This is a genomic window from Duganella sp. AC917 (assembly GCF_979258245.1).
This window is the reverse complement of sequence record NZ_OZ409848.1, coordinates 5,004,485-5,030,389: the sequence shown is the minus strand read 5'-3', so window position 1 is coordinate 5,030,389 and position 25,905 is coordinate 5,004,485. Positions and strand designations below refer to the sequence as shown.

General features: G+C 64.3%; 21 protein-coding genes and 2 tRNA genes. 10 read left to right on the top strand and 13 right to left on the bottom strand.

Going from position 1 to position 25,905, the window contains the following annotated elements; all coding sequences use genetic code 11:
• The first annotated feature begins 106 nt into the window (after positions 1-106).
• The gene (ahpF, locus tag ACZ0BA_RS21910; RefSeq protein ID WP_463453280.1) at positions 107-1,702 is read left to right on the top strand and encodes an alkyl hydroperoxide reductase subunit F; all 1,596 of its coding nucleotides are present in this window, start codon (positions 107-109) and stop codon (positions 1,700-1,702) included.
• A gap of 63 nt (positions 1,703-1,765) precedes the next feature.
• Here the strand turns inward: ahpF and ACZ0BA_RS21905 are convergent, their stop codons facing one another.
• The 8 genes from ACZ0BA_RS21905 to ACZ0BA_RS21870 all read right to left on the bottom strand — a co-directional run bounded on the left by ACZ0BA_RS21905 (position 1,766) and on the right by ACZ0BA_RS21870 (position 9,315).
• The gene (locus tag ACZ0BA_RS21905) at positions 1,766-3,067 is read right to left on the bottom strand and encodes a PepSY-associated TM helix domain-containing protein (RefSeq protein ID WP_463453279.1); all 1,302 of its coding nucleotides are present in this window, start codon (positions 3,065-3,067) and stop codon (positions 1,766-1,768) included.
• A gap of 74 nt (positions 3,068-3,141) precedes the next feature.
• Positions 3,142-5,343, bottom strand: coding sequence for a ferric-rhodotorulic acid/ferric-coprogen receptor FhuE (gene fhuE / locus ACZ0BA_RS21900; RefSeq protein ID WP_463453278.1), 2,202 nt, complete (start codon positions 5,341-5,343; stop codon positions 3,142-3,144).
• A gap of 223 nt (positions 5,344-5,566) precedes the next feature.
• Complete coding sequence (locus ACZ0BA_RS21895; protein ID WP_463453277.1) at positions 5,567-6,694, bottom strand: AI-2E family transporter; 1,128 nt, start codon at positions 6,692-6,694, stop codon at positions 5,567-5,569.
• Entirely contained in the window at positions 6,691-7,170 is a 480-nt protein-coding gene (locus tag ACZ0BA_RS21890) for a cyclic nucleotide-binding domain-containing protein (protein ID WP_463453276.1), read from the bottom strand. Before ACZ0BA_RS21890 ends, ACZ0BA_RS21895 begins: the two co-directional genes overlap by 4 nt.
• A 182-nt stretch (positions 7,171-7,352) precedes the next feature.
• A complete protein-coding gene (locus ACZ0BA_RS21885) occupies positions 7,353-7,970 on the bottom strand; it encodes an ABC transporter ATP-binding protein (protein ID WP_463453275.1) in 618 nt (205 codons plus the stop codon).
• Positions 7,961-9,064: a hypothetical protein gene (locus ACZ0BA_RS21880; protein WP_463453274.1), complete on the bottom strand. Its 1,104-nt coding sequence runs from the start codon at positions 9,062-9,064 to the stop codon at positions 7,961-7,963. Before ACZ0BA_RS21880 ends, ACZ0BA_RS21885 begins: the two co-directional genes overlap by 10 nt.
• A gap of 76 nt (positions 9,065-9,140) precedes the next feature.
• Positions 9,141-9,217 (bottom strand) — tRNA-Asp (locus tag ACZ0BA_RS21875).
• Positions 9,218-9,239: 22 nt separating this feature from the next.
• Positions 9,240-9,315: transfer RNA gene (locus tag ACZ0BA_RS21870), tRNA-Val, on the bottom strand.
• A 175-nt stretch (positions 9,316-9,490) separates the two neighbouring features.
• On the opposite strand from ACZ0BA_RS21870, the gene ACZ0BA_RS21865 reads away from it, so the two are divergent.
• Complete coding sequence (locus tag ACZ0BA_RS21865) at positions 9,491-10,768, top strand: MFS transporter (RefSeq protein WP_463453273.1); 1,278 nt, start codon at positions 9,491-9,493, stop codon at positions 10,766-10,768.
• A 33-nt stretch (positions 10,769-10,801) separates the two neighbouring features.
• Here ACZ0BA_RS21865 and ACZ0BA_RS21860 read toward each other — a convergent pair whose 3' ends face one another.
• Both ACZ0BA_RS21860 and ACZ0BA_RS21855 read right to left on the bottom strand, forming a co-directional pair.
• Positions 10,802-11,134 carry a type II toxin-antitoxin system RelE/ParE family toxin gene (locus ACZ0BA_RS21860; protein WP_463453272.1) on the bottom strand — a complete coding sequence of 111 codons (333 nt, stop codon included), beginning with the start codon at positions 11,132-11,134 and terminating at the stop codon, positions 10,802-10,804.
• Positions 11,131-11,406 carry a type II toxin-antitoxin system Phd/YefM family antitoxin gene (locus ACZ0BA_RS21855; RefSeq protein ID WP_463453271.1) on the bottom strand — a complete coding sequence of 92 codons (276 nt, stop codon included), beginning with the start codon at positions 11,404-11,406 and terminating at the stop codon, positions 11,131-11,133. The genes ACZ0BA_RS21860 and ACZ0BA_RS21855 overlap by 4 nt, the downstream gene beginning before the upstream one ends.
• Positions 11,407-11,589: 183 nt before the next feature.
• On the opposite strand from ACZ0BA_RS21855, the gene ACZ0BA_RS21850 reads away from it, so the two are divergent.
• The 5 genes from ACZ0BA_RS21850 (at position 11,590) to ACZ0BA_RS21830 (ending at position 18,958) form a co-directional block, all read left to right on the top strand.
• The gene (locus ACZ0BA_RS21850) at positions 11,590-11,976 is read left to right on the top strand and encodes a hypothetical protein (protein ID WP_463453270.1); all 387 of its coding nucleotides are present in this window, start codon (positions 11,590-11,592) and stop codon (positions 11,974-11,976) included.
• A gap of 19 nt (positions 11,977-11,995) precedes the next feature.
• The gene (dinB, locus tag ACZ0BA_RS21845; RefSeq protein WP_463453269.1) at positions 11,996-13,147 is read left to right on the top strand and encodes a DNA polymerase IV; all 1,152 of its coding nucleotides are present in this window, start codon (positions 11,996-11,998) and stop codon (positions 13,145-13,147) included.
• A gap of 200 nt (positions 13,148-13,347) precedes the next feature.
• Complete coding sequence (locus ACZ0BA_RS21840) at positions 13,348-14,799, top strand: NF038120 family PEP-CTERM protein (RefSeq protein WP_463453268.1); 1,452 nt, start codon at positions 13,348-13,350, stop codon at positions 14,797-14,799.
• Positions 14,800-14,821: 22 nt separating this feature from the next.
• Complete coding sequence (locus ACZ0BA_RS21835) at positions 14,822-17,956, top strand: S8 family serine peptidase (RefSeq protein WP_463453267.1); 3,135 nt, start codon at positions 14,822-14,824, stop codon at positions 17,954-17,956.
• A 105-nt stretch (positions 17,957-18,061) separates the two neighbouring features.
• Complete coding sequence (locus ACZ0BA_RS21830) at positions 18,062-18,958, top strand: recombination-associated protein RdgC (protein WP_315216218.1); 897 nt, start codon at positions 18,062-18,064, stop codon at positions 18,956-18,958.
• A gap of 63 nt (positions 18,959-19,021) precedes the next feature.
• On the opposite strand, the gene ACZ0BA_RS21825 is transcribed toward ACZ0BA_RS21830, so the two are convergent.
• Positions 19,022-19,507 (bottom strand): asparaginase domain-containing protein, encoded by a 486-nt coding sequence (locus tag ACZ0BA_RS21825; protein ID WP_463453266.1) that lies wholly within the window; start codon positions 19,505-19,507, stop codon positions 19,022-19,024.
• A gap of 141 nt (positions 19,508-19,648) precedes the next feature.
• Between ACZ0BA_RS21825 and ACZ0BA_RS21820 the strand changes: the two genes are divergently transcribed.
• Complete coding sequence (locus ACZ0BA_RS21820; RefSeq protein WP_463453265.1) at positions 19,649-20,416, top strand: L-asparaginase; 768 nt, start codon at positions 19,649-19,651, stop codon at positions 20,414-20,416.
• A 17-nt stretch (positions 20,417-20,433) separates the two neighbouring features.
• Here ACZ0BA_RS21820 and ACZ0BA_RS21815 read toward each other — a convergent pair whose 3' ends face one another.
• Complete coding sequence (locus tag ACZ0BA_RS21815; protein WP_463453264.1) at positions 20,434-21,432, bottom strand: D-2-hydroxyacid dehydrogenase family protein; 999 nt, start codon at positions 21,430-21,432, stop codon at positions 20,434-20,436.
• A gap of 319 nt (positions 21,433-21,751) precedes the next feature.
• On the opposite strand from ACZ0BA_RS21815, the gene ACZ0BA_RS21810 reads away from it, so the two are divergent.
• Both ACZ0BA_RS21810 and ACZ0BA_RS21805 read left to right on the top strand, forming a co-directional pair.
• The gene (locus ACZ0BA_RS21810; RefSeq protein WP_463453263.1) at positions 21,752-23,617 is read left to right on the top strand and encodes a phosphoenolpyruvate carboxykinase (GTP); all 1,866 of its coding nucleotides are present in this window, start codon (positions 21,752-21,754) and stop codon (positions 23,615-23,617) included.
• A 108-nt stretch (positions 23,618-23,725) separates the two neighbouring features.
• The gene (locus ACZ0BA_RS21805; protein WP_463453262.1) at positions 23,726-24,376 is read left to right on the top strand and encodes an HAD hydrolase-like protein; all 651 of its coding nucleotides are present in this window, start codon (positions 23,726-23,728) and stop codon (positions 24,374-24,376) included.
• Here ACZ0BA_RS21805 and ACZ0BA_RS21800 read toward each other — a convergent pair.
• Positions 24,342-25,778, bottom strand: a complete 1,437-nt coding sequence (locus ACZ0BA_RS21800) for an aldehyde dehydrogenase family protein (protein WP_463453261.1) — start codon at positions 25,776-25,778, stop codon at positions 24,342-24,344. The two genes, ACZ0BA_RS21805 and ACZ0BA_RS21800, sit on opposite strands and share 35 nt — an antisense overlap.
• Positions 25,779-25,905: the final 127 nt, after the last annotated feature.

Below are 25,905 nucleotides of genomic sequence, written 5' to 3'. Positions count from 1 at the left end.
TAAAGCTGAGCGCTTGAAGCACGCAGCACACAAGTAGTTACCGCGATGCCGGACCGGGCGTCCGGCCCGGCATACGCCTAAATATTTGTAAAAAAGGAATAAAATCATGTTGGATGCAAATCTCAAAGCCCAGTTGAAGACCTACCTGGAAAAAGTGGTGCAACCGATTGAGATCGTCGCATCGCTCGATGACAGCGCCAAGGCCCGCGAGATGGAAGAACTGCTCCAGGAAATCGTCCTGTTGAGCGACAAGATCACGCTGGTCAAACGCACCGACGACGCCGAGCGCAAGCCGTCGTTCAGCATCAACCGCCCCGGCACCGATATCGGCGTACGCTTCGCCGGCATCCCGATGGGCCACGAATTCACCTCGCTGGTGTTGGCACTGCTGCAAGTGGGCGGCCACACCATCAAGTTCGACGACGCCGTCATCGAACAGATCCGCAACCTCGACGGCGATTACGCCTTCGAAACCTTCATCTCGCTGACCTGCCACAATTGCCCGGAAGTGGTGCAGGCGCTCAACGCGATGTCGGTGATTAACCCACGCATCAAGGTCACCACCATCGACGGCGGCGTGTTCCCGAAAGAAGTGGAACAACGCCAGATCATGGCGGTGCCGATGATGTTCCTCAACGGCGAGCATTTCGGCCAGGGCCGCACCAACGTCGAAGAGATTTTGGCCAAGCTCGACACCAACGCCGGCGCCCGTCAGGCAGCCGAGCTGAGCAAGAAGGACGTGTTTGACGTGCTGATCGTCGGCGGCGGTCCCGCCGGTGCAGCAGCGGCCGTCTACGCCGCCCGCAAAGGGATCAAGACCGGCGTGCTGGCCGAGCGTTTTGGCGGCCAGGTGCTCGACACGCTGGCCATTGAGAACTTTATCTCGGTCAAGGAAACCGACGGTCCGAAGTTTGCCGTGGCGCTGGAACAGCACGTCAAGGAATACGAAGTCGACATCATGAATACCCAGCGCGCCGCCAAGCTGGTGCCGGGCAAGCTGATCGAGATCACCACCGCCACCGGCGCGACCTTGAAGGCCAAGTCGGTGATCCTGGCGACGGGCGCCCGCTGGCGCGAAATCAACGTGCCGGGCGAGAAGGAATACCGCAACCACGGTGTCGCCTACTGCCCGCACTGCGACGGTCCGCTGTTCAAGGGCAAGCGCGTGGCGGTCATCGGCGGCGGTAATTCCGGCGTCGAGGCGGCGATCGACCTGGCCGGCATCGTCAAGCATGTGACGTTGATCGAGTTCGGCGCCGAGCTGCGCGCTGACGCGGTGCTGCAACGCAAGCTGCGCAGCCTGGCCAACGTCACCGTGATCACGTCGGCGCAGACCACCGAGATCCACGGCGACGGCAAGATCGTCAACGGCCTGAGCTACAACGACCGCGTGTCGGGCGAAGCGAAGAAAGTTGAGCTGGAAGGCGTGTTCGTGCAGATCGGCCTGGTGCCGAACACGGAGTGGCTGAAAGGCACGCTGGCGCTGTCGCGCCATGGCGAGATCGAAGTCGACGCCCGTGGCCAGACCTCGATTCCGGGTGTGTTCGCCGCCGGCGACGTCACCACGGTGCCGTACAAGCAGATCATTATCGCCACCGGCGAAGGCGCGAAGGCGGCATTGTCGGCCTTCGATCACCTGATCCGCTCGGACGACGAGGAGGTGGTCGAGGAATCGGCTGAGAAACACGCGATGACCGCGTAATCGGCCACCGCCTCAAATGAAAACCGGGAGCTGGCTCCCGGTTTTTTTTCGCCCGCTTAAAGTTTATTCAGCAACCAGCACGCCGCGCTGGCGCTTTTGCGCTACCGTCACACGCGAGGCGCGTTTGCGCCACCAGATGATCACGCCGGTCACGCTGAGCATGGCGACCACCACGCCCATGAACGAAATCAGGATGCGGCCCGGCAGGCCGAGGATGCGGCCCGAGTGCAGCGGGAACTGCGCCTGCAGGAAAATGTCGGCGGCGGTGCCGGTCCATGGCAGACGCTCGCCCAGCAGAGCGCCCGCGCCGTCGTAATACAGCACGGCCGTGCCAACGCCGCCGGTGCCGTGGTCGTTGCCGGGCGTGAAGAAGCTGACGCCGTAGACGCCGAACTCCTGCGAATAGAACACGCCGCCGGCCGGCTCGGCCCACTTGCGGTTGATCGCCTCGTTGCTGGCCCGCTCGAGCACTTCCGCATAGCCCAGGCGCGGCTCGATCGGATGATGCTTGTCGGCCATCGGGCGGGTGTCGAACGGCGTCGGCGTCACTTGCGAGAACGTCTTCATGACCGGTGCGAACACTTCGTTGTACAGGTTGAGCGAAAACGCGGTGAAGGCGAGGATGAACAGCAGGGCCCAGGTCCACAAGCTAAACGCGCGGTGCAGGTCGAAGTTGAGCTTGTTGCTGCCGCCGCGCCAGCGCACTTTCCACGCCGGCTGCCAGCGCTGCCACCATGATTTGCCGGCCGGTAGCGGCTTGTCGGCGGCGATGTCGTCGCTGGCGACGGCGCGCGCGGCATTGGTGCCGTTACGACGGCGCACCGGCAACGTCAGGTAGAAGCCGACGAAGCAGTCCACGGTCCAGATAATGGCGATGCCGCCCAGCAGCCAGATGCCCCAGCGGTCGATGCCCCACATTTCGGGGATGTGCAAGGTGTAATGCAGGCGGTACAGGAAGGAGACGAAGGTTTCCTTGGTGATCGGCCAGACGGCGCCCCATTCGCGCTTGCCCAGTTCGGCGCCGCTGACGGGATCGACGAAGACCTGGTTGAATCCCGGCTCGGCCAGTTTCGCCGTGGCGGGGTCGACGCGTGGACTGACGCCCAGCGCGATCGATTCGCCCTTTTGCGCGTGCAGCGGGATATACGACACGCGCACGTCCGGATAGCGCGCCTCGACTTGTCGCGCCAGCGCCAGTGACGCCTGCGCCGGGCCCTCGGTGTGGGCTTCCATCAGGTGCGGGTTGAGCACGTCGTCGAGCTCGTGGTCCCACGAGATGATGGCGCCCGTGACGCCGCTGATAAACAAAAAGCCGGCCATGAGCAGGCCGGCGTAGCGATGAACCAAAGTCCAGAAGGCGCGCAAGATTACCTCCAACAATTAGACAACTATAAAGGACTGCGAAGGGACCGCTGCGCGATCGCTGTGGCCCCTGCCGATCAGAAGCGGTACTTCAGCGTCAGCGACGCGGTGCGCGGCGCGGCGTAGGTGATGGCGCCGTACGCGGCGAACATGCCGAAGTGTTTCTTGTCGAGCGCGTTGTTGACGTTAAATTGCACCGACAGCTGCTTGGTGATGTCGTAACGCGCCATCAGGTTGACCAGGCTGAACGCATCCTGCTCGATCAAGCCGTTGGTGCCGGCCGGCGCCGATGGATCGACCGTGTAGGTGCGGCCTTCCCAGTTGACGCCGCCGCCGACCGTCAAGCCGCTCAGCTGGCCCGGCACCTGGTAGGTGGTGTAGACGCGGAACAATTTGCGCGGATAGATGCTGTTGACGTCGGCGCCGGTGGCGTCTTCCGCCTTGAACTGCGTGTAGCCGACGGTGGCGTTCCAGCCGCGCGCCAGTTCGCCCGACGCTTCCAGTTCGAAGCCGGTGCTGGTGGCGCCCTCGGCGCCGCGGTAGTAGGCCTCCGGCGCGCTCTGTCCCGGACGGGTGACCAAGTCGACTTCCTGCGCCAGGTTGTCCTGCTTGATGCGGAACACGGCCAGCGACGTGTTCAGGCGGCCACCGAAGTGCTCGCCCTTGATGCCGCCCTCGTAGTTCTTGCCGACCACCGGATCGAGCGTGTTGCCAACGAAGTCCTTCTGGCTTTGCGGCTGGAAGATGTCGGTGTAGCTGACGTAGGCCGAGTAGGTGTCGTTGAGGTCGTAGACCAGGCCGGCGTACGGCGTGACTTCCTTGTCGTACTTCATCGTGTACGGCGCGCTATAGCTGAGCGTGACGTCCTTCTGGTAGTTGGTCAGGCGCGCGCCGAGGATCAGCTTGAGCGGATCGGCCAGCGAGAAGCGCGCCACGCCATACAAGCCTTCCTGCTTGGTGACGCCGCCCTCGTAGAAGGTTTGCGCGCCCCAGGTCGGGGTTGGATATGCTGCCGGGTTCCAGTTGTTGAAGTCACCGACGTCCGACGCCTGCCCGCCAAAATCGGCGGCGCGGCTGTTGGCGTTGAACTTTTGCTTCGAGTGCATATAGCCGAAGGCCGCCTCGTGCTTGCGTCCGCCCAGCTCGAATGGACCGCTGGCATGCAGGCCGGCGTCGTCCTGCCTGGTGTGGGTGGCGTACGAGCCGGAGAAGGCGAACATGCCCTCGCCGGTCGCGCGGTCGGGCACGCCGGACAGGTACAGCAGGTGCGAGTCGCTCTTGCGGTCGCCGTGGCTGTAGGTGGCGCGCACCTTCCAGCCGTTGTCGAAGCTGTGCTCGAGGTTGACGAAGCCGTTGTTGTACGAGGTCGGCCAGCCGGCCCATTCGGCGGCCGTGGTTTTCGACACGCCCCAGTTGGTGCGCGAACCGTCGGTGTACCAGTAAGGCAAGCCACCCCACATCGGCGCCTTCGGATCGGTCTCCTGGCGGCTGAAGCCGGCCGACAACAGGGTGTTGGGCGCTAGGTCCGCCTCGACGGTGGCGTAGATGGTCTTTTTCTTGTCGCTGGCGTAGTCGATCCAGCTGTCCGCTTCCTGGTATTCGCCGACCACGCGCGCGCGCACGTTGCCCGCCTGGGTCAGCGGCGTCGACACGTCGACCAGCACGCGGCGCTCGTCAAAGCGGCCGACGCCGATCTCGGCCGATCCGGTCAACTCCTTGCTGGTGGCGCGCTTGCGCACCAGGTTGATCGCGGCCGACGGGTTGCCGGCGCCGGTCATCAGGCCGGTGGCGCCGCGCACCACTTCCACGCGGTCGTAGATGGCTAGGCTGCCGGCCACTTCGCCCGAGCTCCACGGTTGCTCCCAGGTGGTCGGAATGCCGTCGATTTGCAGGTTGGTGATATCGAAGCCGCGCGCGGTGAAGCCGGCGCGGTTGGTTTCGTACTGGTTGACCGAGACGCCGGTGACGTTGTTGATGACATCGGTGATCGAGACCAGGCCCTGGTCTTCAATGCGCTGCTGGGTGACCACGGAGATCGACTGCGGCGTGTCGCGCAAGGACATGCTCAGCGGCAGGGCGGTTCGGGCCCGGCCGGTGGTGTAGGAGCCGGTGCCTTCGGTGGTGTCGCCCATCTTGTTGGCGGTCACTTCGACTTGCGGCAGCACGGCGGTGTTCTGGTCGGCGATCTGTGCCTGGGCGATGAACGGCATCGCCAGTCCCACGCAGACGGCGAGTTTGTTCAGTTTGAGACGCTGGGGGGCGCGGGCGTGCGTATTCATTGATTCCTGTGTCAGTTTTGGCGAACGTGGGGAGATGGCAGAATTGTAATTACTGGTATTTTGACCAGAAAGTGGAATGATAACGATTCTCATTCAAAAGTCAATAGAATTCAATGGGCGCGGGGGCGCCGTCGGCGTGGTTTGTCGCCTGATGGTTGGCTGCTGGGTCTTGTGGGCCGCGTACCGCTGTGGTCGTGTCCGAAAGACAGACTTGACCCCGGGGTTATATGACGAGGTCGATGCTGGCTTGCTTGTTGCGCAGGTGGATGGCGTTGCGGTGGCGCGCGCGCAGGCGGGCGTCCGTGATCAGGCGCCCCAGCGTTTCGCCGACGACCATCACTACGCCCAGCAGCGGCAGCACCAGCATCAGCCCGGCCACGCCGGCCACGTAGCCGCCGATGAAGATCATCAGCACCGTGATCAGCGGGTGGATGTGCAGGCTGCGCCCCAGGGTCAGCGGCATGAAGACGAAGTCGTCCAGCAGGCGCACCAGGATGAACACGCCAATGGCCAGGTAGGCCACCATCGGATCGCCGGGCGCGTCGGTCGAGGCGACCATCACCACCAGCATGCAGCCGAGGATGGAACCGACGTACGGCACCCACGCCAGCACCGCCGCGATCAGCCCCAGCACCAGCGGCGACGAGACGCCGATCGCCCACAGGCCCAGCGCCAGCACCGCCGTGTCGAGCAAGGTCAGCTTGACCAGGCCCTGGAAGTAGCGGTGCGCGGTCTGGTCGACTTCATGCAGCAGGCACAGCGTCTTTTCAAAGAAGGCGTTGGGTACCGCGCGGGCGAGGAATTTCTTGAAGCGCAGGCCGTCGCGCAGGAAGAAGAAGGTCAGGAACGGCGCCAGCAGCAGCGACGGCAGCCAGGCCGCCACCGACACCAGGATCTCGGTCAGGTGTTTTTGCACGAAGGTGCCGGTGAACGAATTGACCCGGCTGTTGACGGTGCGCGCCAGCTTGATCTGCTTGAGGATGGGGAACTCGCGCTCCAGCGACAGCATCGTCTGGCGCACGAACTCGAGCCCGCCGGTGATGTACCTGCCCAGCATGTCTTGCCACGGCTCGGACGGCCCGGAATCCCATTGGATGGCGATCACGATAACGATCAGCAGGGCCAGCAGGAACACCGCGCCCACCGTCAGGATGGCCGCGTTGACGCTGACGCCCAGGCGGATCAGGCGCTGCATCGGCGGTTGCAGGATGTAGTACAGCACGATGCCGAACAGGAAGGGGATCGCCAGGAACAGCATTTGCTGCAACAGGAACAGCAGCGCGCAGGTGGCGGCGATGATGCCGCTCCAGACGACCGGACCGGCCCGCTGTTGGGTGGGCATGAACGTCATAAGGCCTCGAAATGCGGCGCCGCGCTCATCCATTCGCGCAGGCGGGTGCCGATGTGGCGGGCCAGCGCCAGCGCGATCTTGTAGCCGATGACGGCGTCGGTTTCCATCAGTCCCATGAAGTCGGCGCGGAAGAACACGGCCAGCTCGCAGTTTTCCAGCGCGCGCGTTTGGGCGTTGCGTGGCGCGTCGTCCAGCAGCGCCATGTCGCCGAAGAACGAGCCGGCCGACAGCTCGGCCACCACTTCGCGTCCGGCGCCAACCTCGCGGCTGACCAGCACCCGCCCCGACATCACCACATACAGCGCCTGGCCGTCCTCGCCTTCGTCGAAGATGATTTCGTCGGCGAGATAGCGGCGCTCGTGCATGAGGCCATCGACGATTTTCAGTTCGAGGGGTGTCAAGGTGGCGAACAGCGCCGAATCCTTCAGCCGCAACAAGCGCGGCGACAACGTGGGGGACCTGAAAAAGCCGAACATCTGCGGGGAAACTCCATAGTGGTGACAAAGCTGAATGCGCAGCCGCGATAGGGCGTGATCGCAGCATATAGCCGACATTGTCGCCTGTTTTCTCTCGTCAAATCCTTCCGGCGCGGAAATTTTTTGCAAATAGAACAAATCTCGTATTTTCTGGTACGCGTGATTGGCTACTGGGTCATACGCTATAACTGGACTGTCTGCGCCAGCGGCAGCATCGGGTCCAGATGGCTGGTTAGCACGATGCACTGGCGCGCCAGCCGCGCCGGCACCGACAGTTGCGCCCGCAGGTAGCCGACGGCGTCGACATCCAGACCGTTGAACGGCTCGTCGATCAGCAGCAGGCGCACCGGCAGCGCCAGCGCCAACGCCAGCTGCATCTTCTTGTGCTGGCCCAGCGACAGCGTGGTGACCGGCTGGTCCAGTGTCGGCATCAGGTGGAAGGCGCCCAGCTCGGCGTTGAGCAGCGCCGCGTCGGTGGCGGGGTAGAGCGACAGGTGCAGATCGAGGATCTCGCGCACGGTCAGCCATGGCAGTTGCGGCGTGTCGCCGCCGCAGTAGTGGCATTGCAGGCGATACGCCAACGGTTGCGCGTGGATTTCGATGCCGTCGAGCTGGATGATGCCGCCGTGCGGCGTCAGCGCGCCACCGGCCAGCTTCAGCAATGTGGTCTTACCGGCGCCGTTTTCGCCGCGCAGCCAGGTGATGCCCGTGCCCAGCCGCAGCGAGAACTGGCGGAACAGCGGATGGCTGGCGAATTCAAAGTTCAGCTGGTCGATGTGCAGCACGGCGTTTAATTCCATAGTTCACTTCCAATCGCGGTCAGGATGAGGATGGCGCCGATCACCAGCGCGGTGCGGCCGCGCGCGCTCAGCCCGCGCAGCGCGACGATGGCGATTTGCGCGATGGCGGCAAAGCACAGCCAGACGACGGCGACGGTGGTGCTGTAGCCGGCGGCGGCGCGGCCCAATGTCAGCGCGGCGAACCACGCCAGCACGCACAGTCCGGGCAGCAGCGACAACACCATCGCGGCGCGGAACAGGCGCTCAGCATCGACCGGCCATCCGGCGGCGGCAGGACGCAGCCGCGCGATCTGCTCGGCCACGGCCTTGTCGCCGCGATCGGTCAACAGCATCAAGGCCAGCGCGCTGCACGCGGCCCACAGCGCGGGCGGCACCAGCGGCGGATGCCACATCCAGGCAGTAACGCCAAGCGCGGCGCCGATCAACAGCAAGGTCTGCTGGATGCCGACGACATCGTCCGCGCGCCAGAACGGCAGCCAGAACAGTTGACGCCATTGGTACAGCGGCTTCGGCATGCGCGGCGCGCCGGATACATAACTGGTCGGCGCGGACCGCGCGCGGCCGGGCTTGCGCGCGGCCGGCATGCGGACGCGTTGTGCGAGCACGAACGTCGACAGCATCCACCCCAGCAGCAACGACAGTACCGTCAGCGACACGGCAGCCGGCGCGACCGGGCGCAGCCAGTCGGGCCACTGATAAAGCCAGATGGTGGTGGAGATCGCAAAGGCGAGCGCCACCGGTCCGACGATGATGGCGGCGGCCATCGCGTCCGCGCCCCAGCGCAATCGCGGGCTGATCGGCAGCGTGCGGCTCCACAGCGTCACCTCCGCCGGATGCAGATGCTTGCGCATCAGCCAGACCGGCGCGGTGGCCACCAGCACTTGCGCGGCCAGCAACGCGAGCGCCTGCGGCCAGGCCAGCGTGGCGGCGAACAATCCCGGCAAGGCGATGCAGGCCAGCAGTCCGATCACCACCGGGGCGAAACCGAGAAAAATGATTTCCAGCGAACTGGACAAGCTGGGGATGACGCGCCGCAGCGCCTGATGCGTCATGCGGGCGCGGAAGCGGAGATAGGGATGGAGAGTGGGAATCATTGCGCATAAGCATACGCAATATTTCTGAAGCTGAAATGAATAAGGGCCCGATCAAGATCGGACCCTTAAGGAATGTTGGCGGAGTGGACGGGACTCGAACCCGCGACCCCCGGCGTGACAGGCCGGTATTCTAACCAACTGAACTACCACTCCTAATTCGTTTTATCGTTTTCTCTGGTGGGTGCTGAGAGGGTCGAACTCCCGACCTACGCCTTGTAAGGGCGCCGCTCTACCAACTGAGCTAAGCACCCAGAAAACTTATCAGCGTTGTTTCATTTAACTGCTACAACCGCTGAACGAGGCCGTATTCTACAAGCTCGTTTATTGGTTCCGCAAGGGGTTTTGTAAATAATTTAGAAAATTTGCTCGCAAGCTTGTTTGGGGGTGGCAAGATAGGGCCGCGACGAACCGATAAGAAAGCGACCCATGCGGCGCAATGACAGCAACAACGATCCCCTCGACAGCTTGTATCGCCGCGTCAGCTGGCGGCTGATGCCGTTCCTGTTCCTGTGTTACGTGGCCGCTTACCTGGACCGCGTCAACGTCGGCTTCGCCAAGTTGCAGATGCTGTCGGACCTGCGCTTCAGCGACACCGTGTACGGCATCGGCGCCGGCATCTTCTTCGTCGGCTACTTCCTGTTCGAGGTGCCGTCCAATCTGTTGATGACGCGCACCGGCGCGCGCATCTGGATCGCCCGCATCATGATCAGCTGGGGCGTGATCTCGTCGGCGATGATGTTTGTCGACAGCGCCGCCAGTTTCTATGTGCTGCGGTTTTTGCTCGGCGCGGCGGAGGCGGGCTTCTTCCCCGGCATCATCCTGTACCTGACCTATTGGTATCCGGCGCACCGGCGCGCGCGCATGGTCGCCGTGTTCATGAGCGGCGTGGCGGTGGCCGGCGTTGTCGGCGGTCCGCTGTCGGGTTGGATCATGAAGGCCTTTGCCGGCCTGCACGGCCTGAGCGGCTGGCAGTGGCTGTTCGTGCTTGAAGGCGTACCGTCGATGCTGCTCGGCGTGTGGACGCTGTTCTATCTGGACGACGGCATCCGCTCGGCCAAGTGGTTGAGTGAAGGCGACAAGCGGACGCTGGAACAAGCCATCGCCGAGGACGGCAAACAACAACAGCACATGCCGCTCGCGCAGATGTTCAGCAACGGCAAGGTATGGCTGCTGGCGCTGGTGTACTTCCTGTTCGTCATGGGATTGTACGGCGTCAGTTTCTGGCTGCCGCAGCTGGTCAAGAACAGCGGCGTCGACGATGTCTTCACGATCGGGCTGCTGACGGCGATCCCGTATTTCGTCGCGGCGGTTGTCATGGTGCTGGCCGCGCGGCACTCGGACCGCAGCGGCGAGCGGCGCTGGCACGCGGCGGTGGCGGCCGTGGCCGGAGCGCTCGGCCTGATCGTCGCCACCGTCTACAGCGACAACACCGTCATCGCGATGGCCGCGCTGAGCGTGGCGACCGCCGGCATCCTGAGCACGTTTCCGATTTTCTGGAGCCTGCCGACGGCCATGCTGGGCGGCGCGGCGGCGGCGGCCGGCATCGCGCTGATCAACTCGGTCGGTAACCTGGCCGGCTTCGTCAGCCCGTATCTGGTCGGCGCCATCAAAGACGCCACGCACACCACGGCCAACGGCATTTATTTGCTCGCGGCCAGCTTGGTGGCCGGCGCGGTGCTGGTGGTCGCAGCCGTGAGGCGCTAGCCGGGACTTGCGGAGAACGGCGCCTGTCTGCGCTTAAGAACCAAGCAAGCGACGGCGAATCAAAGCTTCAAGGTCGCGGCTCGTATGAGCAATCATATGAATATAAACGGTATCGTCATCCGCACGCTCGATGATGATACGGTTCTGACCGGCCAAGAGTTGACGGTGGGTCGTCAAATTAAGGTCTTCCAGCTCGGGCACAAAGGTGCCTTTGGTTTTACACTCTTTAAGAGAATTGACCTCAGCCAAAATCTCTTGCGTCATTTTCTTAACGAAGGCAGGGGATTCGCCTTGCGTCAAATAAGAGCGAATGTCATGCAGGTCGTTCAGGGCGTATTGCGTCCAAATGATCTTCATTTGTGTCATGAGCTTTCATTGTCTTCAGCTTTCAGAAGAGCGACAACATCATCATGATCAATTACTTTACCTTCTTCAATCTGCTTTCTGCCGAGCGCCAGAATCCGAAGCATAGCAAGCTGGTCTTGAGTCTTTTGGTAGCTGACGGGGTCTTGAACAACGGCCTGCACTCTGCCATTAACGGTAATCGCCACTGGATCGCGCGTCTCTAGCACTTGCTTGACCACGTCGCTGGTGTTCGTCTTCAAGTAGCTAATGGGCTGAATATTCGAAAAATTCATACCGTCCTCCGTCAAAGTTGTCAGGCGATGATACCACCAAACACCAAATTAAGTACTGAATTTAGTCATTTCCTTCTGGCTTGATTTTCGACATGCCGATGACCCGGGAGGTAATCGCCGCGCCATCGCTGTTTCCGGAGTATGGATTCTGTCGATTCGACACAACCACTCAAGGAGATCATCATGACGACCCATACCGCTACCCCAGCTGACATCGCCACCCAATACCTGGCCGTCTGGAACGAACGCGATGCCGCCGCGCGTCGCGCCCTGGTGGCGCGCGCCTTCAGCGTCGACGCCAGCTATGTCGATCCGATGATGCGCGGCGCCGGCCACGACGGCATCGAGCGTCACATCAGCTTTCTCGAAAGCGGCCGATCCCAGCCCAGCAAGGAGTTGATCCTCAAGCTGGGCATGGTGCTGCAGATCCCTTTGCGACAACGAAACGTCATGCTGCTGGCGGCCGGCTTCGCGCCCGCCTACCAGGAGCGCAAGCTGTCCGATCTGAAACTGGACGCCCGGACTTGCAGTGGGAGCAATTTCCGTGGATACTGTATGGATTCACAGTAATTAGCTTCAAATCCGGCACATGACTGACGATACCCGGCGCATCGCCCACCTCGACATGGATGCGTTCTACGCCTCCGTGGAGCTGCTGCGCTACCCGGACCTGCGCGGCCAGCCGGTGGTGATCGGCGGCGGCCGCGACGCCCAGCCGGTGTTGCAGGAGGACGGCACGCACCGCTACGCCCGCCTGCGCGACTATGTCGGCCGTGGCGTCATCACCACCGCCACCTACGAGGCGCGCGCGCTCGGCGTCGGTTCGGCCATGGGCATGATGAAGGCGGCCAAGCTGGCGCCAGACGCCATCCTGCTGCCGGTCAACTTCGACGCCTACCGCCATTTTTCCCGTCTATTCAAAGCCGCCGTGGCGTCGATCGCGCCGGATTTCGAAGACCGTGGCATCGACGAGATCTACATCGACCTGACTCGCGTCGAGGGCGAAACGCTGGAACTGGCGCAGCGCATCAAGCAGGCCGTGCGCGACGCCACCGGCCTGTCTTGCTCGATCGGCATCACGCCCAACAAATTACTGTCGAAGATTTGCTCCGACCTGGAAAAACCCAACGGCCTGACCATCCTCGGCTACGACGACATCCCGGCGCGCATCTGGCCTCTCGGCGTGCGCAAGATCAACGGCATCGGCCCCAAGGCCACCGAAAAGCTGGCCGCGCTGGGCATAGACACCATCGGCCAGCTGGCCGCCGCCGACGCCGGCCTGTTGCAAGACCACTTCGGCGCCCACTACGCCGGCTGGCTGGCCACGGCCGCGCGCGGCATCGACCACCGTGAAATCTCCACTAGCTCCGAGAGCAAGTCGATCAGCCGCGAGACCACCTTCGAGCGCGACTTGCACGCACGCCAGGACCGGGGCGCCTTGTCCGGCATCCTGACGTCGCTGTGCGACCGGCTGGCGGACGACCTCAAGCGCAAGGGCTATGTCAGCCGCACGATCAGCATCAAATTGCGCTTCGACGATTTCCAGATCGTCAGCCGCAACGTCACCCTGCCGCACCCGGTGGCCGACCCGACCGCCATCCTGCACGCGGCGCGCGAATGCCTCAAGCGCGTGCCGCTGGAACGGCGCCTGCGGCTGCTGGGCGTACGGGCCAGCACGCTCGAACCGCCGCCGCCCGCCGGCCAGACCAAGCGCGCGATCCAGGGTGATTTGTTCGCATAATTGCGACACCACCCTCCCGCTTAAGGCAGAGGTGCGGACTGCGCCGGCGCACCACGATCGCCGTCATCCATACCCCATATGAATACTTGCCGCTAGTTAATGACAAATGCATTTAGCTACGTAACTTATTGTTACATATTTGATTTTCGTATATCGCTACCATCAAAACTCCTGTCAATTAATACAACTATGGGGTGATGATGGTTAATAGTAAATTGCAATTGCGTTCCTGGCTGGCTGCCGCCGGGTGCGGTTTGGCGCTGCTGGCGTCGGCCAGTGTCCAAGCGGGCGTCACGACCTATTCCGCGCTGAACGGCTGGGTCAGCAGTGCCGGCGGCAGTGATGAGGCCAACCCGCTCAACAACACCTTCACCGGCAGCGAAAACGGCCAGCGCTTCAACAGCTGGGCGGCGTTTTTCATTCCTGCCGGCAGCTACGCCAGCGCGACCATTAGTATGACGCCGGGCAGCTACGGCGACGGCGGTCCCGCCGTGCTCGGCCTGTTCGACGTCAGCACGCCATTTTCATCCTTCCTCAACACGTTCCATCCGGGCACCGAGGTCTACGACGATCTGGGCTCGGGGCGCGAATACGCATCGGGCACCTTCTACAACGACCCGCTGAGCCTGACGTTGAACGGGCGCGCGATGGCCGATATCAATGCCGCCTCCGGCGCCTACTTCCTGGTCGGCTTCACCAACAAGACCACCAACGCGCAGCCGATCCGCAGCGAGGCCGTGCTGGGCAGCGGCATCTACATTTCGGGCAATGGCCGCGACGCCACGCAACTGCGATTGGACCTGGTGCCGATGGCGGCGCCGGTGCCGGAACCGGCCGAGTGGCTGATGCTCGGCGCCGGCTTGTTGCTGGTGGGCGCGATGGTGCGCCGCCGCTTCGCACCGGCGAGCGCCGGCACGGTGTCCCGCCGCCTTGCGCTGGCGCTGGCGGCCGGTGCCACCTTGCTGGCGCTGCCGGCCGCGCACGCCGCCACCGTCGACTTCGACGCCGCCGATCCAGCCTTCCTGTTCGACGGCGAGACGTTCACGCACGGCGGCTACGCCTTCACCGGCGCCTACGTGGGCGACCCCGCCGACGGAGGCGGCCTGGTCGGCGCGGTGATCGACGGCGCCGATCCTTTCTTGTGCGTCAACATGACCTGCCCGTCCAACAACGCCACGCACTACCTGGCCGGGTTGAACGACGGACGCCTGAGCATGAGCGCGGAATCGGGCGGCGTGTTCCACCTGTCGAGCTTTGACGCCAGCGCCATCGGCCACGACCTGCGCGGCGATCCGTTTGTCTCCGGCGTGCTGTGGCTCACCGGCACCCGCGCCGATGGCAGCGTCATGGAGGAATTCTACGAGCTGGCCAGTCCCGCCTACGGCTTCCAGCACTACGTCACCAGCAGCGCCTTCGCCGGCAGCGGCTTCATCGCCATCAGCGTGGCCAGCTACAGCTGCGACTTCGAGGGCGACTGCAACGCCTTCAACTCCAACAAGGGCCAGTTCGCGCTCGATAACCTGTCCGACGCGGTCTCGCCGGTGCCGGAACCGGCCACTTACGCCATGCTCGGCCTCGGCCTGGCGCTGGTCGGCGCGACCGCGCGCCGCCGCGCCGCCGCCATGTCCACCGCCGCCACCACCCCGGCCTGATCCCACTCATTCAAGGAATTCCATGAAACGTCATCCCCTCTATCTGGCGGTGCTGCTGCTGTGCGCCGCCCATGGCGCCGGCGCCGAGGAAGCGCGCCGCAGCTATCTGGTCAAACTGGCCGACAAGCCTGTTGCCGGCTACACCGGCGGCGTCGCCGGCATGCGCGCCACGCGCCCGGCCGGCGGCGCCCACCTCGACCTGAACGCGCCCGAAGTGCATATTTACAGCGCCTACCTCGACCAGCGCCGCGCCAAGGTCCGCGCCACCGTCGCCGCCGCGCCCGTGATCTACGACTACAAGGTGGTCTTCAACGGCTTCAACGCCTTGCTGACCGACGCCGAGGTGCGCCAGTTGGCCGCCAGCCCAGATGTCGCCGCCGTCTACGCCGACGAGCGCCGCACGCCGGTCACCAGCTACACGCCCGCTTTCCTCGGCCTGGACCAGCCGGGCGGCCTGTGGAGCCAGCTCGGCGGCAAGGAACATGCCGGCGAGGACATCATCGTCGGCGTGCTCGACGGCGGCGTCTGGCCCGAGAGCCTGTCGTACGCCGACCGCGTCGACGGCGCCGGCCGTCCGACCTTCGACGCCAGCGGCACGCCGGCCTACGACGCGCCGCCGGCTGCGTGGAAGGGCGAATGCACGCCCGGCGAAGGCTTCGAGACCCGCCACTGCAACAACAAGCTGATCGGCGCGCAATACTTCGACGCCGACTACCGCGAACAGGGCCTGACGCCGCATTGGAGCGACTTCCGCTCGGCGCGCGATTCGCTCGGCGGGCGCGTCGGCCACGGCGGCCACGGCACCCACACCTCCACCACCGCCGCCGGCAACGGCGGCGTCGAGTCCAGCGTCGACGGCGTGCCGATGGGCGCGACCTCCGGCATGGCGCCGCGCGCGCGCGTCGCCATGTACAAGGTGTGCTGGTCCTACCAGGACGACGCCGATCCGACCGGCGCCACCTCGAGCTGCTTCACCGGCGACAGCGTGGCGGCGGTCGAAAAGGCCGTGCTCGATGGCGTGCACGTGATTAACTACTCGATCAGCGGCGGCGACCGGGTCGACGATCCGGTCGAGCAGGCCTTCCTGCACGCGGCCAGCGCCGGCGTGTTCGTTGCCGCCGCCGCCGGCAACGCCGGGCCGGGGCCGTCGGTCAACCACGTCAGCCCGTGGCTGGCGACGGTGGCCGCGTCCACCCACGACCGTACGCTGGCCGCGCCGCTGACCCTGGCCAACGGCGTCAAGTACAACGGCGCCTCGCTGAACCAGACCGCGCTGCCGCGCAGCCCGCTGATCCGCGCCGAAGACGCCGGCGTTGCCGGGGCCGACGCCGAGGCGCTGTCGCTGTGCTACAGCGCCGCCTCCAACAGCGGCGCGCCGGTGCTCGATCCGGCCAAGGTGCGCGGCAAGATCGTCACCTGCACGCGCGGCGCCATCGACCGCGTCGAGAAAAGCCGCGCCGTGCTGGAAGCGGGAGGCGTTGGGATGGTCATGGTCGACGACGGCGCCGGTCCGGTGGCCGACGTGCACTCGGTGCCGACCGTGCACGTGACGGTGGACGACGGCCACCTGATCCAGCAGTACGCCAAAACGGCCGGCGCAGCCGGCGCGATCGGCAAGTTTGCCGCCACGCGCGGCCTGGTCAAGTCGCCGGTGGTGGCGGGCTTTTCATCGCGCGGCCCCAATCCGACCGACCCCAACCTGCTCAAGCCGGACCTGGCCGCGCCCGGCGTCGACATCCTCGCCAGCGTCACGCCCGGCCTGACGACCGACCAGCGCGACGCCGTCGCCGCCGGCGCCCTGACGCCGCCGACCGCCTTCGCGTTCTACCAGGGCACGTCGATGGCCTCGCCGCACGTGGCCGGCCTGGCCGCGCTGCTGCGCCAGCGCCATCCGGACTGGAGCCCGGCGGCGATCAAGTCGGCGCTGATGACCTCGGCCACCGACACGCTGCCCGACGCCCAGACCGGCGCCGCGCGCGGCGTGCTGCCGTGGGGGCAGGGCGCCGGCCACGTCGCGCCCAACGCCGCCGCCGATCCCGGCCTGGTGTACGACGCCGCGCTGCCCGACTACCGCAAATATATGTGTGGCCTGGGCATCAGCGAGGAGTGCGGCGCCGGCACCATCCAGAGCTACAACCTGAACCAGGCGTCGATCACCGTCAACAACGTCATGGGCAGCCAGAGCGTCACACGCGCCGTCACCAACGTCGGCCCGGCGCGGACCACCTACACGGCCAAGGCCGCCCTGAGCGGCTACAGCGTGGCGGTAACGCCGGCCGCGCTGACCCTGGCGCCGGGCGAGAGCCAGTCGTTCACCGTCACGCTGACCCGCAACGGCGCGCCGGACAACGTCTGGCAATTCGGCGCGCTGACCTGGAGCGACGGCGCGCATACGGTGCGCAGTCCACTGCAGGCGCGCTCCGGCCCGCCGCTGGTGACGGCGCCGCTGGTCACGGCCGCGCGCGCCAGCGGCATGCGCCTGCTGAGCGTGGACACGGGCTTCAGCGGCAAGCTCGCCACCGTGGTGGCCGGCATGAAGGAAGTCACGCGCACCGCGCTGAGCGTGGCGCAGGCGCCGTCCGGCAGCGCCGACACGGTGGCGCAGGCGGTGGCTGCCTGCAAGGCCGGCGGCGGCGGCGTGCGCCTGGTGCCGGTGACGGTGCCTTCGGGCACGGTGGCGGCTCGCTTCGAGCTGTTCGACCGTGACGTGGAGGGCGGCGCCGGCGGCGCGCAGGACCTGGACCTGGTGCTGCTGCAAAACGGCGCGCTGGTTAACTTCAGCATGCACGTGGGCGCCAACGAGACGATCTCGCTGGCCAGTCCGCCTGCCGGCGCCTACCAGCTGTGCGTGATCGGCTATGCGCTGTCCGGCCGGTCGACGGCGGCGTTCACCTTGTCTTCGGGCATGGTCAACCGTAGCGACGCCGGCGGCAACCTGAAGGCGGCCGTACCGGGCCGCATCGTGGCCGGCAGCACGGCCACCGTTGGACTAAGCTGGGCCGGCCTTGGCGAGGGCAAACGCTACCTGGGTGGCGTGCAACTGCTCGACGCCAACGGTGGCGTGGCAACAACAACCCTGGTCAGCATCGGCACCGACGGCACGCCGCCTGCGGCGCGCGGGGAGGTGCGCACCAGCAAGCGCGCGCCGTCGTTGTAAGCGCGGTTGAAAGACTGGCGGCCGGCGCGGATACCAGCCTGCGCCGGCCGCCACCGTGTAAAATGTCGTTCCCTGGCATTTTCACTTTAGGACAAGGCAACACTCATGTGGTTTAAGAATCTTCAGATTTACCGTCTGCCGGCCCCTTGGGCCTATACCCCTGAACAACTGGAAGCCGCCCTCGCTCCCCACTCCTTCGTACCAGCCAGCAGCAACGAATTGCTGCGCCAGGGTTGGGACACGCCGCGCCCGAACGGCGGCCTGGTGCATGTGGTGAACAAGCAAATGCTGATACTGCTGGGCACGGAGAAAAAACTGCTGCCGTCGACCGTCATCAACCAGGTCGCCAAGGCCCGCGCCGCCGAGATGGAAGAAGCGCAAGGTTTCGCTCCTGGCAAGAAAGCCATGAAAGAGCTGAAAGAGCGCGTCGCCGACGAACTGTTGCCGCGCGCGTTCTCGATCCGCAGCAACGTCTGGACCTGGATCGACCCGGTCAACGGTTGGCTGGTGGTCGACGCGGCCAGCCCGGCCAAGGCCGACGAAGTGATCAAGCTGCTGCTCAAGGCAGTCGATAAACTGCCGCTGGAAAGCCTGCGCGTGCAGCGCTCGCCGGTCGGCGTGATGACCGAATGGCTGCAGGCGGACGACGCGCCGGCCGGTTTCACGGTCGACATGGACACCGAACTGCGCGCCACCGGCGAGAGCAAGGCCGCCGTGCGCTACGTGCGCCACACGCTGGAAGCGGACGAGGTGCGCCGCCACATCGCCGCCGGCAAGCAGTGCACACGCCTGGCGATGACGTGGGACAGCAAAATTTCGTTCGTGCTGACCGAATCGCTGGCGATCAAGGGCATCAAGCCGCTGGACGTGATCGCCGAAAAGGAATCGAGCACCAAGAACGACGAAGAGCGTTTCGACGGCGACTTCATGCTGATGACGGGCGAGCTGAACAAGCTGATGGCCGACGTGGTCGAAGCACTGGGCGGCGAAGCGAAAGCCTAAGTTTTTTGGCGTAAAAAAAGCCGCGACATCGCTGGATGCCGCGGCTTTTTTTTGTCCGGATTTTTACAGCGGCTGGAACACGCCGGCCGCTTTGTTCTTCTGCACGTTATCCCACGCGAAAATCTTGCCGTTCATCGCCACATACACGCCGGCCGGCAAGGTTTGCGCCACGCCGCAGGCAAAGCCGAGGTTGAACAACGCGTCCGAATTGGCGATCTCGTAAGGGATCATGGCGCCGGTCAGCACGATCGTCTGGCCGAGCTCGGCCGGCCCGAGCACCATCGCCGTTTGCGGCATGGTGTCTGTGCCGTGGATGATCACGATCGCCTTCTCGCTCGCGGCGCGGCACGAGGCCAGGATGCGCTCGCGGTCGGCGTCTACCATGTCGAGCGAGTCCATTAACGGCAATGTTTCAAGGGCCACATCGACGGTCAGGCGGCAGCGTTCCAGCAGCGCCGGCACGTGGCTTTCGGCGAAGCCCAGGGTGCCGTTCAGTTCGTTGTAATGTTTGTCGAAGGTGCCGCCGGTGGCGAGAATGCGCAAGGTCATATTAAAAGCTCAAGCTGGTGAAAATGACCTGCATCATAACCCAAACTCCGCAATACCCTTGAGCGCAAAAAAGACGACGCGGCGGGCTGGAAACTTGAGCGTACTAGGTCTACACTGGTTTCTTTTGTCCGCCTCCGCACCATGAAAGCCCTTGCCCCCGGAACTGTTATTTTTCATCGCCATCGCGGCTACGGCGTCATCACGACGGTCAATCTGCTGACCGGCTGGATCTCGGCCCGCTTTGGCAGCGAGTCGCGCACGCTCGACCTGAACCTGTCCACCGACGAGGTGCAGTTCGCCGATGGCGAGGCGATCCTGTTTCGCCGCGCGCCGCCCGACCGCATGCCCCACGCGCGGCTGATGGCGGTGGTGCGCGCGTTGCACAAGGCGGGTTATCAAAGGCTCTATTTGTATTCCTGGCCCAAGCCGTCGGGCTTGCACTGGCGCTGGCATTTGTTCACCGGCCGGCGCGACTGGATGCAGCGCTCGTGGCGCGAGGGCTGGTATGGCTCCGGCGCCGACTACAATGTCAATCCGGTGATGGGCTGGGGCGACTCGCCCGGCGCCACCACCGAGGAGCTGATCCACGCGCTGGCCAAATTCGATCCGCAGGGCCTGGCGCAGGCGCTGGGCCGCGACGAGGACCACACCGCGTGGTTCGACAGCGTCTGCGAAGCGTTGTTGCCAGGGTATATGTACAGTCTGGACATGCAGCGTCCCGACGGCGGACCGCTGGCGGACATGCCGGCGGTGCCGGTGATACCGGTGCGCGCCACCTTGCCGCCGTACGCCGGGCCGGAGATCGGCTGGCCGCCCGGCTGGGCCGGCCTGTGGAACAAGGTGCATGTGATGCCGACGCCGCGCATTAACCTGACCGGTCTGCCGGAAGTGCCGGAGCAGACGGATTAGGCTGGGTCATGCACGCGTCACCGGCGTGCGTTTGTCTTGTATTCCGGGTTATTGATCTTGTCGCAAGTGCCGTTCGCAAAATCCACGATGTTCTGGAACGCGTGGCGGAAGTACAGCTCGTAGCTGTCCTGTTCCACGTAACCGAGGTGCGGCGTCGCCAGCACGGTCGGGATGCGCAGCAGCGGGGAGGTCGCCTCCAGCGGCTCGGTCTCGAACACATCGATCGCCGCGTAGCCGGGCCGGCCCTGGTTCAGCGCCTGCTCCAGCGCGCCGGGTGCGACCAGCTCGGCGCGGCTGGTGTTGACGAACAGCGCGGTCGGTTTCATGCGCGCCAGATCGTCCGCCGTGACGATGCCGCGCGTGTCCGGATGCAGCCTCAAGTGCAAGCTCAGCACATCCGCCTCGCCGAAGAACGCCTCGCGCGACGCCGCCGCCGCGTAGCCATCGGCCACCGCCTTGTCGCGGCTGGCCTGGCTGCCCCACACCACCACCTGCATGCCGAACGCCCGGCCGTAGCCGGCGATCAATTGGCCGATCTTGCCGTAGCCCCAAAGCCCCAGCGTACGGCCCTTGAGCACCACGCCCAGGCCGTTCAGCTGCGGATTAACCGAAGCGGTCTGCCACAGCCCATCCTTCAGATTGGTGGCGTAGGGCACGATCTTGCGCGCGGCGGCCATGATCAGCGCCCACGTCAGCTCGGCTGGCGCGGTCGGCGAGCCAACTCCTTCCGCGATGGCGATGCCCAGTTCGGTCGCCGCTGCCACATCGACATGCCCGGCCAGCTTGCCCGTTTGCGAAATTAGCTTGAGGTTGGGCAGCTTGTTCAGCAGCGCCGCACTAAATGTAGTGCGCTCGCGGATCAAGACCAACGCATCGAACGGCGCCAGCCGGATCGCGAGCTGTCCCAGCCCTTTTGTAGTGTTATTGAACACTTTCACCTCGTGCCCGCGCAACAGATCATAGCAAGCGAGCGTGACGGTTGCGTTCTGGTAATCGTCGAGAATAGCGATTTTCATGGGAGTTAGCCGATCTTATGATGAAATTCGTAGCGAAATAACAGTGTCAGGAAGAACCGGAATAGCTTACTACTTTAGTCAACAATTTCTCCTACATTTTTGATTGAATCGCCTATTGACGGGTGTACAATCGCTCAAAAAATGAACAACTCCCCACCAAAAAGAGTTGCGCGCCTGTGCATACACCAGGCGCTTTCGACAAGACCGCCGTAACCCGCCGACCCATTTCGAATGGGCTTCCGAGCGCAAGCCACAAGCTGACGACGATCCTGCCGCGTAGCGCGTATGGCCAAGAATTCTTAATTGTATTGGAGGTACTATGAATCAGCCCGTCATGGGTGGCGTTGCCACATTGAACGTCCCAGCTTACATCAAACAACAAAAACTGATCAATTGGGTGGCGGAAATCGCCGCGTTGACCAAACCGGACCGTATCTACTGGTGCGACGGCTCGCAGGCAGAGTACGACCGCCTGTGCGCCGAAATGGTTGCCGCCGGCACCATGAAAAAGCTGAACCAGGAAAAGCGTCCGAATTCCTACCTCGCCTGCTCGGACCCGACCGACGTCGCCCGTGTTGAAGACCGCACCTACATCTGCTCGACCACCAAGGAAGAAGCCGGCCCGACCAACAACTGGATGGACCCGGCCGAAATGCGCGCCACGCTGAACCCGCTGTTCGACGGTTGCATGGTCGGCCGCACGATGTATGTCGTGCCGTTCTCGATGGGTCCGCTGGGCTCGCCGATCGCGCACATCGGCGTCGAACTGTCCGACTCGCCTTATGTTGCCGTCAACATGCGCATCATGACGCGCATGGGCAAGGCCGTCTATGACGTGCTGGGCACCGACGGCGAGTTCGTGCCTTGCGTGCACACCGTTGGCGCGCCGCTTACGGCTGGTCAAAAAGACGTGGCATGGCCATGCAACCCGACCAAGTACATCGTTCACTACCCGGAAACCCGCGAAATCTGGTCCTACGGTTCGGGCTACGGCGGCAACGCGCTGCTGGGCAAGAAATGCTTCGCGCTGCGCATCGCCTCCAACATGGGCCACCAGGACGCGGCCAAGGACGGCATGGGCTGGCTGGCCGAACATATGCTGATCCTCGGCGTCGAATCGCCGGAAGGCAAGAAGCACTACGTCGCGGCAGCCTTCCCATCGGCCTGCGGCAAGACCAACTTCGCGATGCTGATCCCGCCGGCAAGCTTCGACGGCTGGAAAGTGACCACCATTGGCGACGACATCGCCTGGATCAAGCCGGGCGCCGACGGCCGCCTGTACGCGATCAATCCGGAAGCGGGTTACTTCGGCGTTGCCCCTGGCACCAACGAAAAGACCAACTTCAACTGCATGGCCTCGATGCGTGAAAACACCATCTTCACCAACGTCGCGCTGACCGACGACGGCGACGTCTGGTGGGAAGGTCTGACCAAGGAAGCGCCGTCGCACCTGATCGACTGGCAGGGCAAGGACTGGACGCCAGCGTCCGGCACCAAAGCCGCGCACCCGAACGCCCGCTTCACCGTGGCCGCCACGCAAAACCCGGTGATCGACGCAGCCTGGGACGACCCGGCCGGCGTGCCGATCTCGGCCTTCATCTTCGGCGGCCGCCGCTCGACCACCGTGCCGCTCGTCACCGAAGCGCGCAACTGGGTTGAAGGCGTCTACATGGCCGCGACGATGGGTTCGGAAACGACCGCCGCCGCAGCCGGACAGATGGGCATCGTGCGCCGCGACCCGTTCGCGATGCTGCCGTTCATGGGCTACAACATGAGCGACTACTTCCAGCACTGGCTGAACCTGGGCGAAAAGCTGGGCAAGGTCAACGCCGAGACGCTGCCGAAGATCTACTGCGTCAACTGGTTCCGCACCGACGACCAGGGCCACTTCGTCTGGCCTGGCTTCGGCGACAACATGCGCGTGCTGAAGTGGATGCTGGAACGCATCGAAGGCAGCGCCGGCGGTATTGAAAACATCTTCGGCACCACGCCGCGCTTTGGCGACCTGAAGTGGGACGGCATCCCGTTCTCGCCGGAAGAGTTCGAAACGATCACCTCGATCGACAAGGACGCATGGCGTGAAGAGTTGAAACTGCACGAAGAACTGTTCACCAAGCTGGCTTACCACCTGCCGAAGGAACTGACCGCAGTGAAAGCCGAGCTCGAGCAGCGTCTGGCCAACTAAGTAACACGCAAGTAACAACTCCGGGGTCAGGTCCACCATTTCTACACGAGCAGAGCATTAACTTTGTTCAGCTCGTGTAGCATTGGTGGACCTGACCCCGGATTTTTTATGCCCAGCAAGCTCATCATCTTCGATTTCGACGGCACGCTGGCCGATACCTTCCCCAGCTTCGTGCGCGTGTTCGACCAGGCCGCCGACAAGTACCGCTTCAAACGCCTCGACCGCGAACGCCAGAGTGTTTTACGTGGACTGGATGCCCGACAGATCATGGCGCATCACGATATCCCGCTATGGAAAGTGCCGGCCATCGCGCGCTTCATGCGCGCCCGCATGGCCGACGATATTGCCAATATCAAACTCTTCGCCGGCATCGACGGTATGTTGCGCGCCTTGCAGGCCCAAGGCGTGACGCTCACCATCGTCACCTCCAACTCGCCGGGTAATGTGCGCGCCATCCTCGGGCCGGAGCTCATGGCGCTGTTCAGCCATGTGGAATGCGGCGCCGCGCTGTTCGGCAAGCCGTCCAAAATACGCAAGGTGCTCGCCGCCACAGGCGTCGCGCCGGAGCAATCGATGCTGATCGGCGACGAGATCCGCGACGCCAAGGCGGCCGCCGACGCCGGCATCGGCTTCGGCGCCGTGGCGTGGGGCTTTAACCATGTCGATGCGCTGGCCGCCGAACGTCCACGGCGCGTCTTCCGGCACGTGGACGACCTGCTCGACCTCAGTCCGGATACTGCGCTGCTTCGCCAAGGATGACTTTCGGCTCCAGATACGCATCGAGTCCATATGGGCCGAACTCGCGGCCGATGCCCGACTGCTTGAAGCCACCGAACGGCGCGATCAAATCGTCGTGCATGCCGTTGATATGTACCCGGCCCGCGATCAATCGCCCGGCCACTTGATTCGCGCGCCCCAGATCGGTCGAGCTGACATAGGCCTGCAACCCATACGGCGTATCGTTGGCGATGGCGACCGCCTCGTCCTCGGTCCCGTAGGTGAGTATCGACAGCACCGGCCCGAAGATCTCCTCCCTGGCGATGGTCATCGACGGCGTGACGTTGGCAAACACGGTCGGCTTGACGAAGTAGCCCGCCTCCAGCCCTTGCGGCTTGCCAGGACCGCCGGTCAGCAGCTCCGCGCCTTCCTCGATGCCGACGCGGATGTAGTGCTGCACGCGCTCATACTGCTTGCTGGTGACGATGGGACCCAGCGTCACGCCGGCGTCGCGCGGATCGCCCACCGTCACCGCCTCCGCCGCCGCCTTGGCCAGTCGCTTGACCTGATCCAGCCGGTGCACCGGCACCAGCAGGCGCGTGCCGGCGATGCACGCCTGGCCGTTGTTCACGAAGCAGGCCTGGATCGCGGCCGGTATCGCTTTTTCGAAGTCGGCGTCGTCGAGCAGCAAGTTGGCGCCTTTGCCACCCAGCTCCAGGGTCAAGCGCTTCATCGTATCGACCGCCGCCCGCGCGATGGTTTTGCCGACCAGCGTGGAGCCGGTGAACGAGATCTTGTCGATGCCGGGGTTTGCGCTGATCTCAGCGCCGACCACGTCGCCGCGTCCATTGACGATGTTGACCACCCCCGGCGGCAGCCCGGCCGCGTGGAAGCACTCGGTCAGGATCTGGTTCTGCACCGCGCTCAATTCGCTCGGCTTGACCACCACCGTGCAGCCGGCCGCGATGGCGGTGGCGACTTTGTTGGCGATGAACCAGGCGCTCGAGTTCCACGGCGTGATGATGCCGACCACGCCGACCGGTTCCAGCACCACCTTCGAGACGCCGACGGTCTTGACGAAAGCGTGATCCTCCATCACCTTTTTCACATCTAAAAACATCTTGGCGGTGTAGCGCGACCGTCCGACGCTGGTCTTGAGCGGCCCGCCGTACTCCTCGACGAGCGCCTGCGCCGCGTCGTCCGCACGCGCCGCCACGGCGTCGTGCAGCTTTTGCAGATACGCGCCGCGTTCCTCCTTCGTAGTACGAGAAAACGCCGGGAAGGCCGCCCTGGCGGCGGCGATGGCGCGGCGCGTGTCCTCGACATCGCCCAGGCGCACCTGGCCGGTCAGCTGGCCGGTGCTAGGGTCGACGAGATCGGCCATCTCCGTCCCGTGGGGGATGACGAATTGTCCGTTGATGTAAATATGTTCGATGTTGCGCATGGCTAGGCTCCTGTTTCGACTTGGTGGAATAGGTGCGTCCATTCTAGAAAGCGCGACGCCTGCGCGTTAGTGGGGTTCCTGCACGATCTTTGCCTGATTCTGCCTGTCGCGCGAAAATGCGTTTCGT

Bases quoted from the DNA above. Each gene is read 5' to 3' on its own strand.
- ahpF (WP_463453280.1), top strand. From the start codon at position 107: ATGTTGGATGCAAATCTCAAAGCCCAGTTGAAGACCTACCTGGAAAAA.
- fhuE (WP_463453278.1), bottom strand. From the start codon at position 5,343: ATGAATACGCACGCCCGCGCCCCCCAGCGTCTCAAACTGAACAAACTC.
- ACZ0BA_RS21895 (WP_463453277.1), bottom strand. From the start codon at position 6,694: ATGACGTTCATGCCCACCCAACAGCGGGCCGGTCCGGTCGTCTGGAGC.
- ACZ0BA_RS21890 (WP_463453276.1), bottom strand. From the start codon at position 7,170: ATGTTCGGCTTTTTCAGGTCCCCCACGTTGTCGCCGCGCTTGTTGCGG.
- ACZ0BA_RS21885 (WP_463453275.1), bottom strand. From the start codon at position 7,970: ATGGAATTAAACGCCGTGCTGCACATCGACCAGCTGAACTTTGAATTC.
- ACZ0BA_RS21880 (WP_463453274.1), bottom strand. From the start codon at position 9,064: ATGATTCCCACTCTCCATCCCTATCTCCGCTTCCGCGCCCGCATGACG.
- ACZ0BA_RS21865 (WP_463453273.1), top strand. From the start codon at position 9,491: ATGCGGCGCAATGACAGCAACAACGATCCCCTCGACAGCTTGTATCGC.
- ACZ0BA_RS21860 (WP_463453272.1), bottom strand. From the start codon at position 11,134: ATGACACAAATGAAGATCATTTGGACGCAATACGCCCTGAACGACCTG.
- ACZ0BA_RS21855 (WP_463453271.1), bottom strand. From the start codon at position 11,406: ATGAATTTTTCGAATATTCAGCCCATTAGCTACTTGAAGACGAACACC.
- ACZ0BA_RS21850 (WP_463453270.1), top strand. From the start codon at position 11,590: ATGACGACCCATACCGCTACCCCAGCTGACATCGCCACCCAATACCTG.
- dinB (WP_463453269.1), top strand. From the start codon at position 11,996: ATGACTGACGATACCCGGCGCATCGCCCACCTCGACATGGATGCGTTC.
- ACZ0BA_RS21840 (WP_463453268.1), top strand. From the start codon at position 13,348: ATGGTTAATAGTAAATTGCAATTGCGTTCCTGGCTGGCTGCCGCCGGG.
- ACZ0BA_RS21835 (WP_463453267.1), top strand. From the start codon at position 14,822: ATGAAACGTCATCCCCTCTATCTGGCGGTGCTGCTGCTGTGCGCCGCC.
- ACZ0BA_RS21830 (WP_315216218.1), top strand. From the start codon at position 18,062: ATGTGGTTTAAGAATCTTCAGATTTACCGTCTGCCGGCCCCTTGGGCC.
- ACZ0BA_RS21825 (WP_463453266.1), bottom strand. From the start codon at position 19,507: ATGACCTTGCGCATTCTCGCCACCGGCGGCACCTTCGACAAACATTAC.
- ACZ0BA_RS21820 (WP_463453265.1), top strand. From the start codon at position 19,649: ATGAAAGCCCTTGCCCCCGGAACTGTTATTTTTCATCGCCATCGCGGC.
- ACZ0BA_RS21815 (WP_463453264.1), bottom strand. From the start codon at position 21,432: ATGAAAATCGCTATTCTCGACGATTACCAGAACGCAACCGTCACGCTC.
- ACZ0BA_RS21810 (WP_463453263.1), top strand. From the start codon at position 21,752: ATGAATCAGCCCGTCATGGGTGGCGTTGCCACATTGAACGTCCCAGCT.
- ACZ0BA_RS21805 (WP_463453262.1), top strand. From the start codon at position 23,726: ATGCCCAGCAAGCTCATCATCTTCGATTTCGACGGCACGCTGGCCGAT.
- ACZ0BA_RS21800 (WP_463453261.1), bottom strand. From the start codon at position 25,778: ATGCGCAACATCGAACATATTTACATCAACGGACAATTCGTCATCCCC.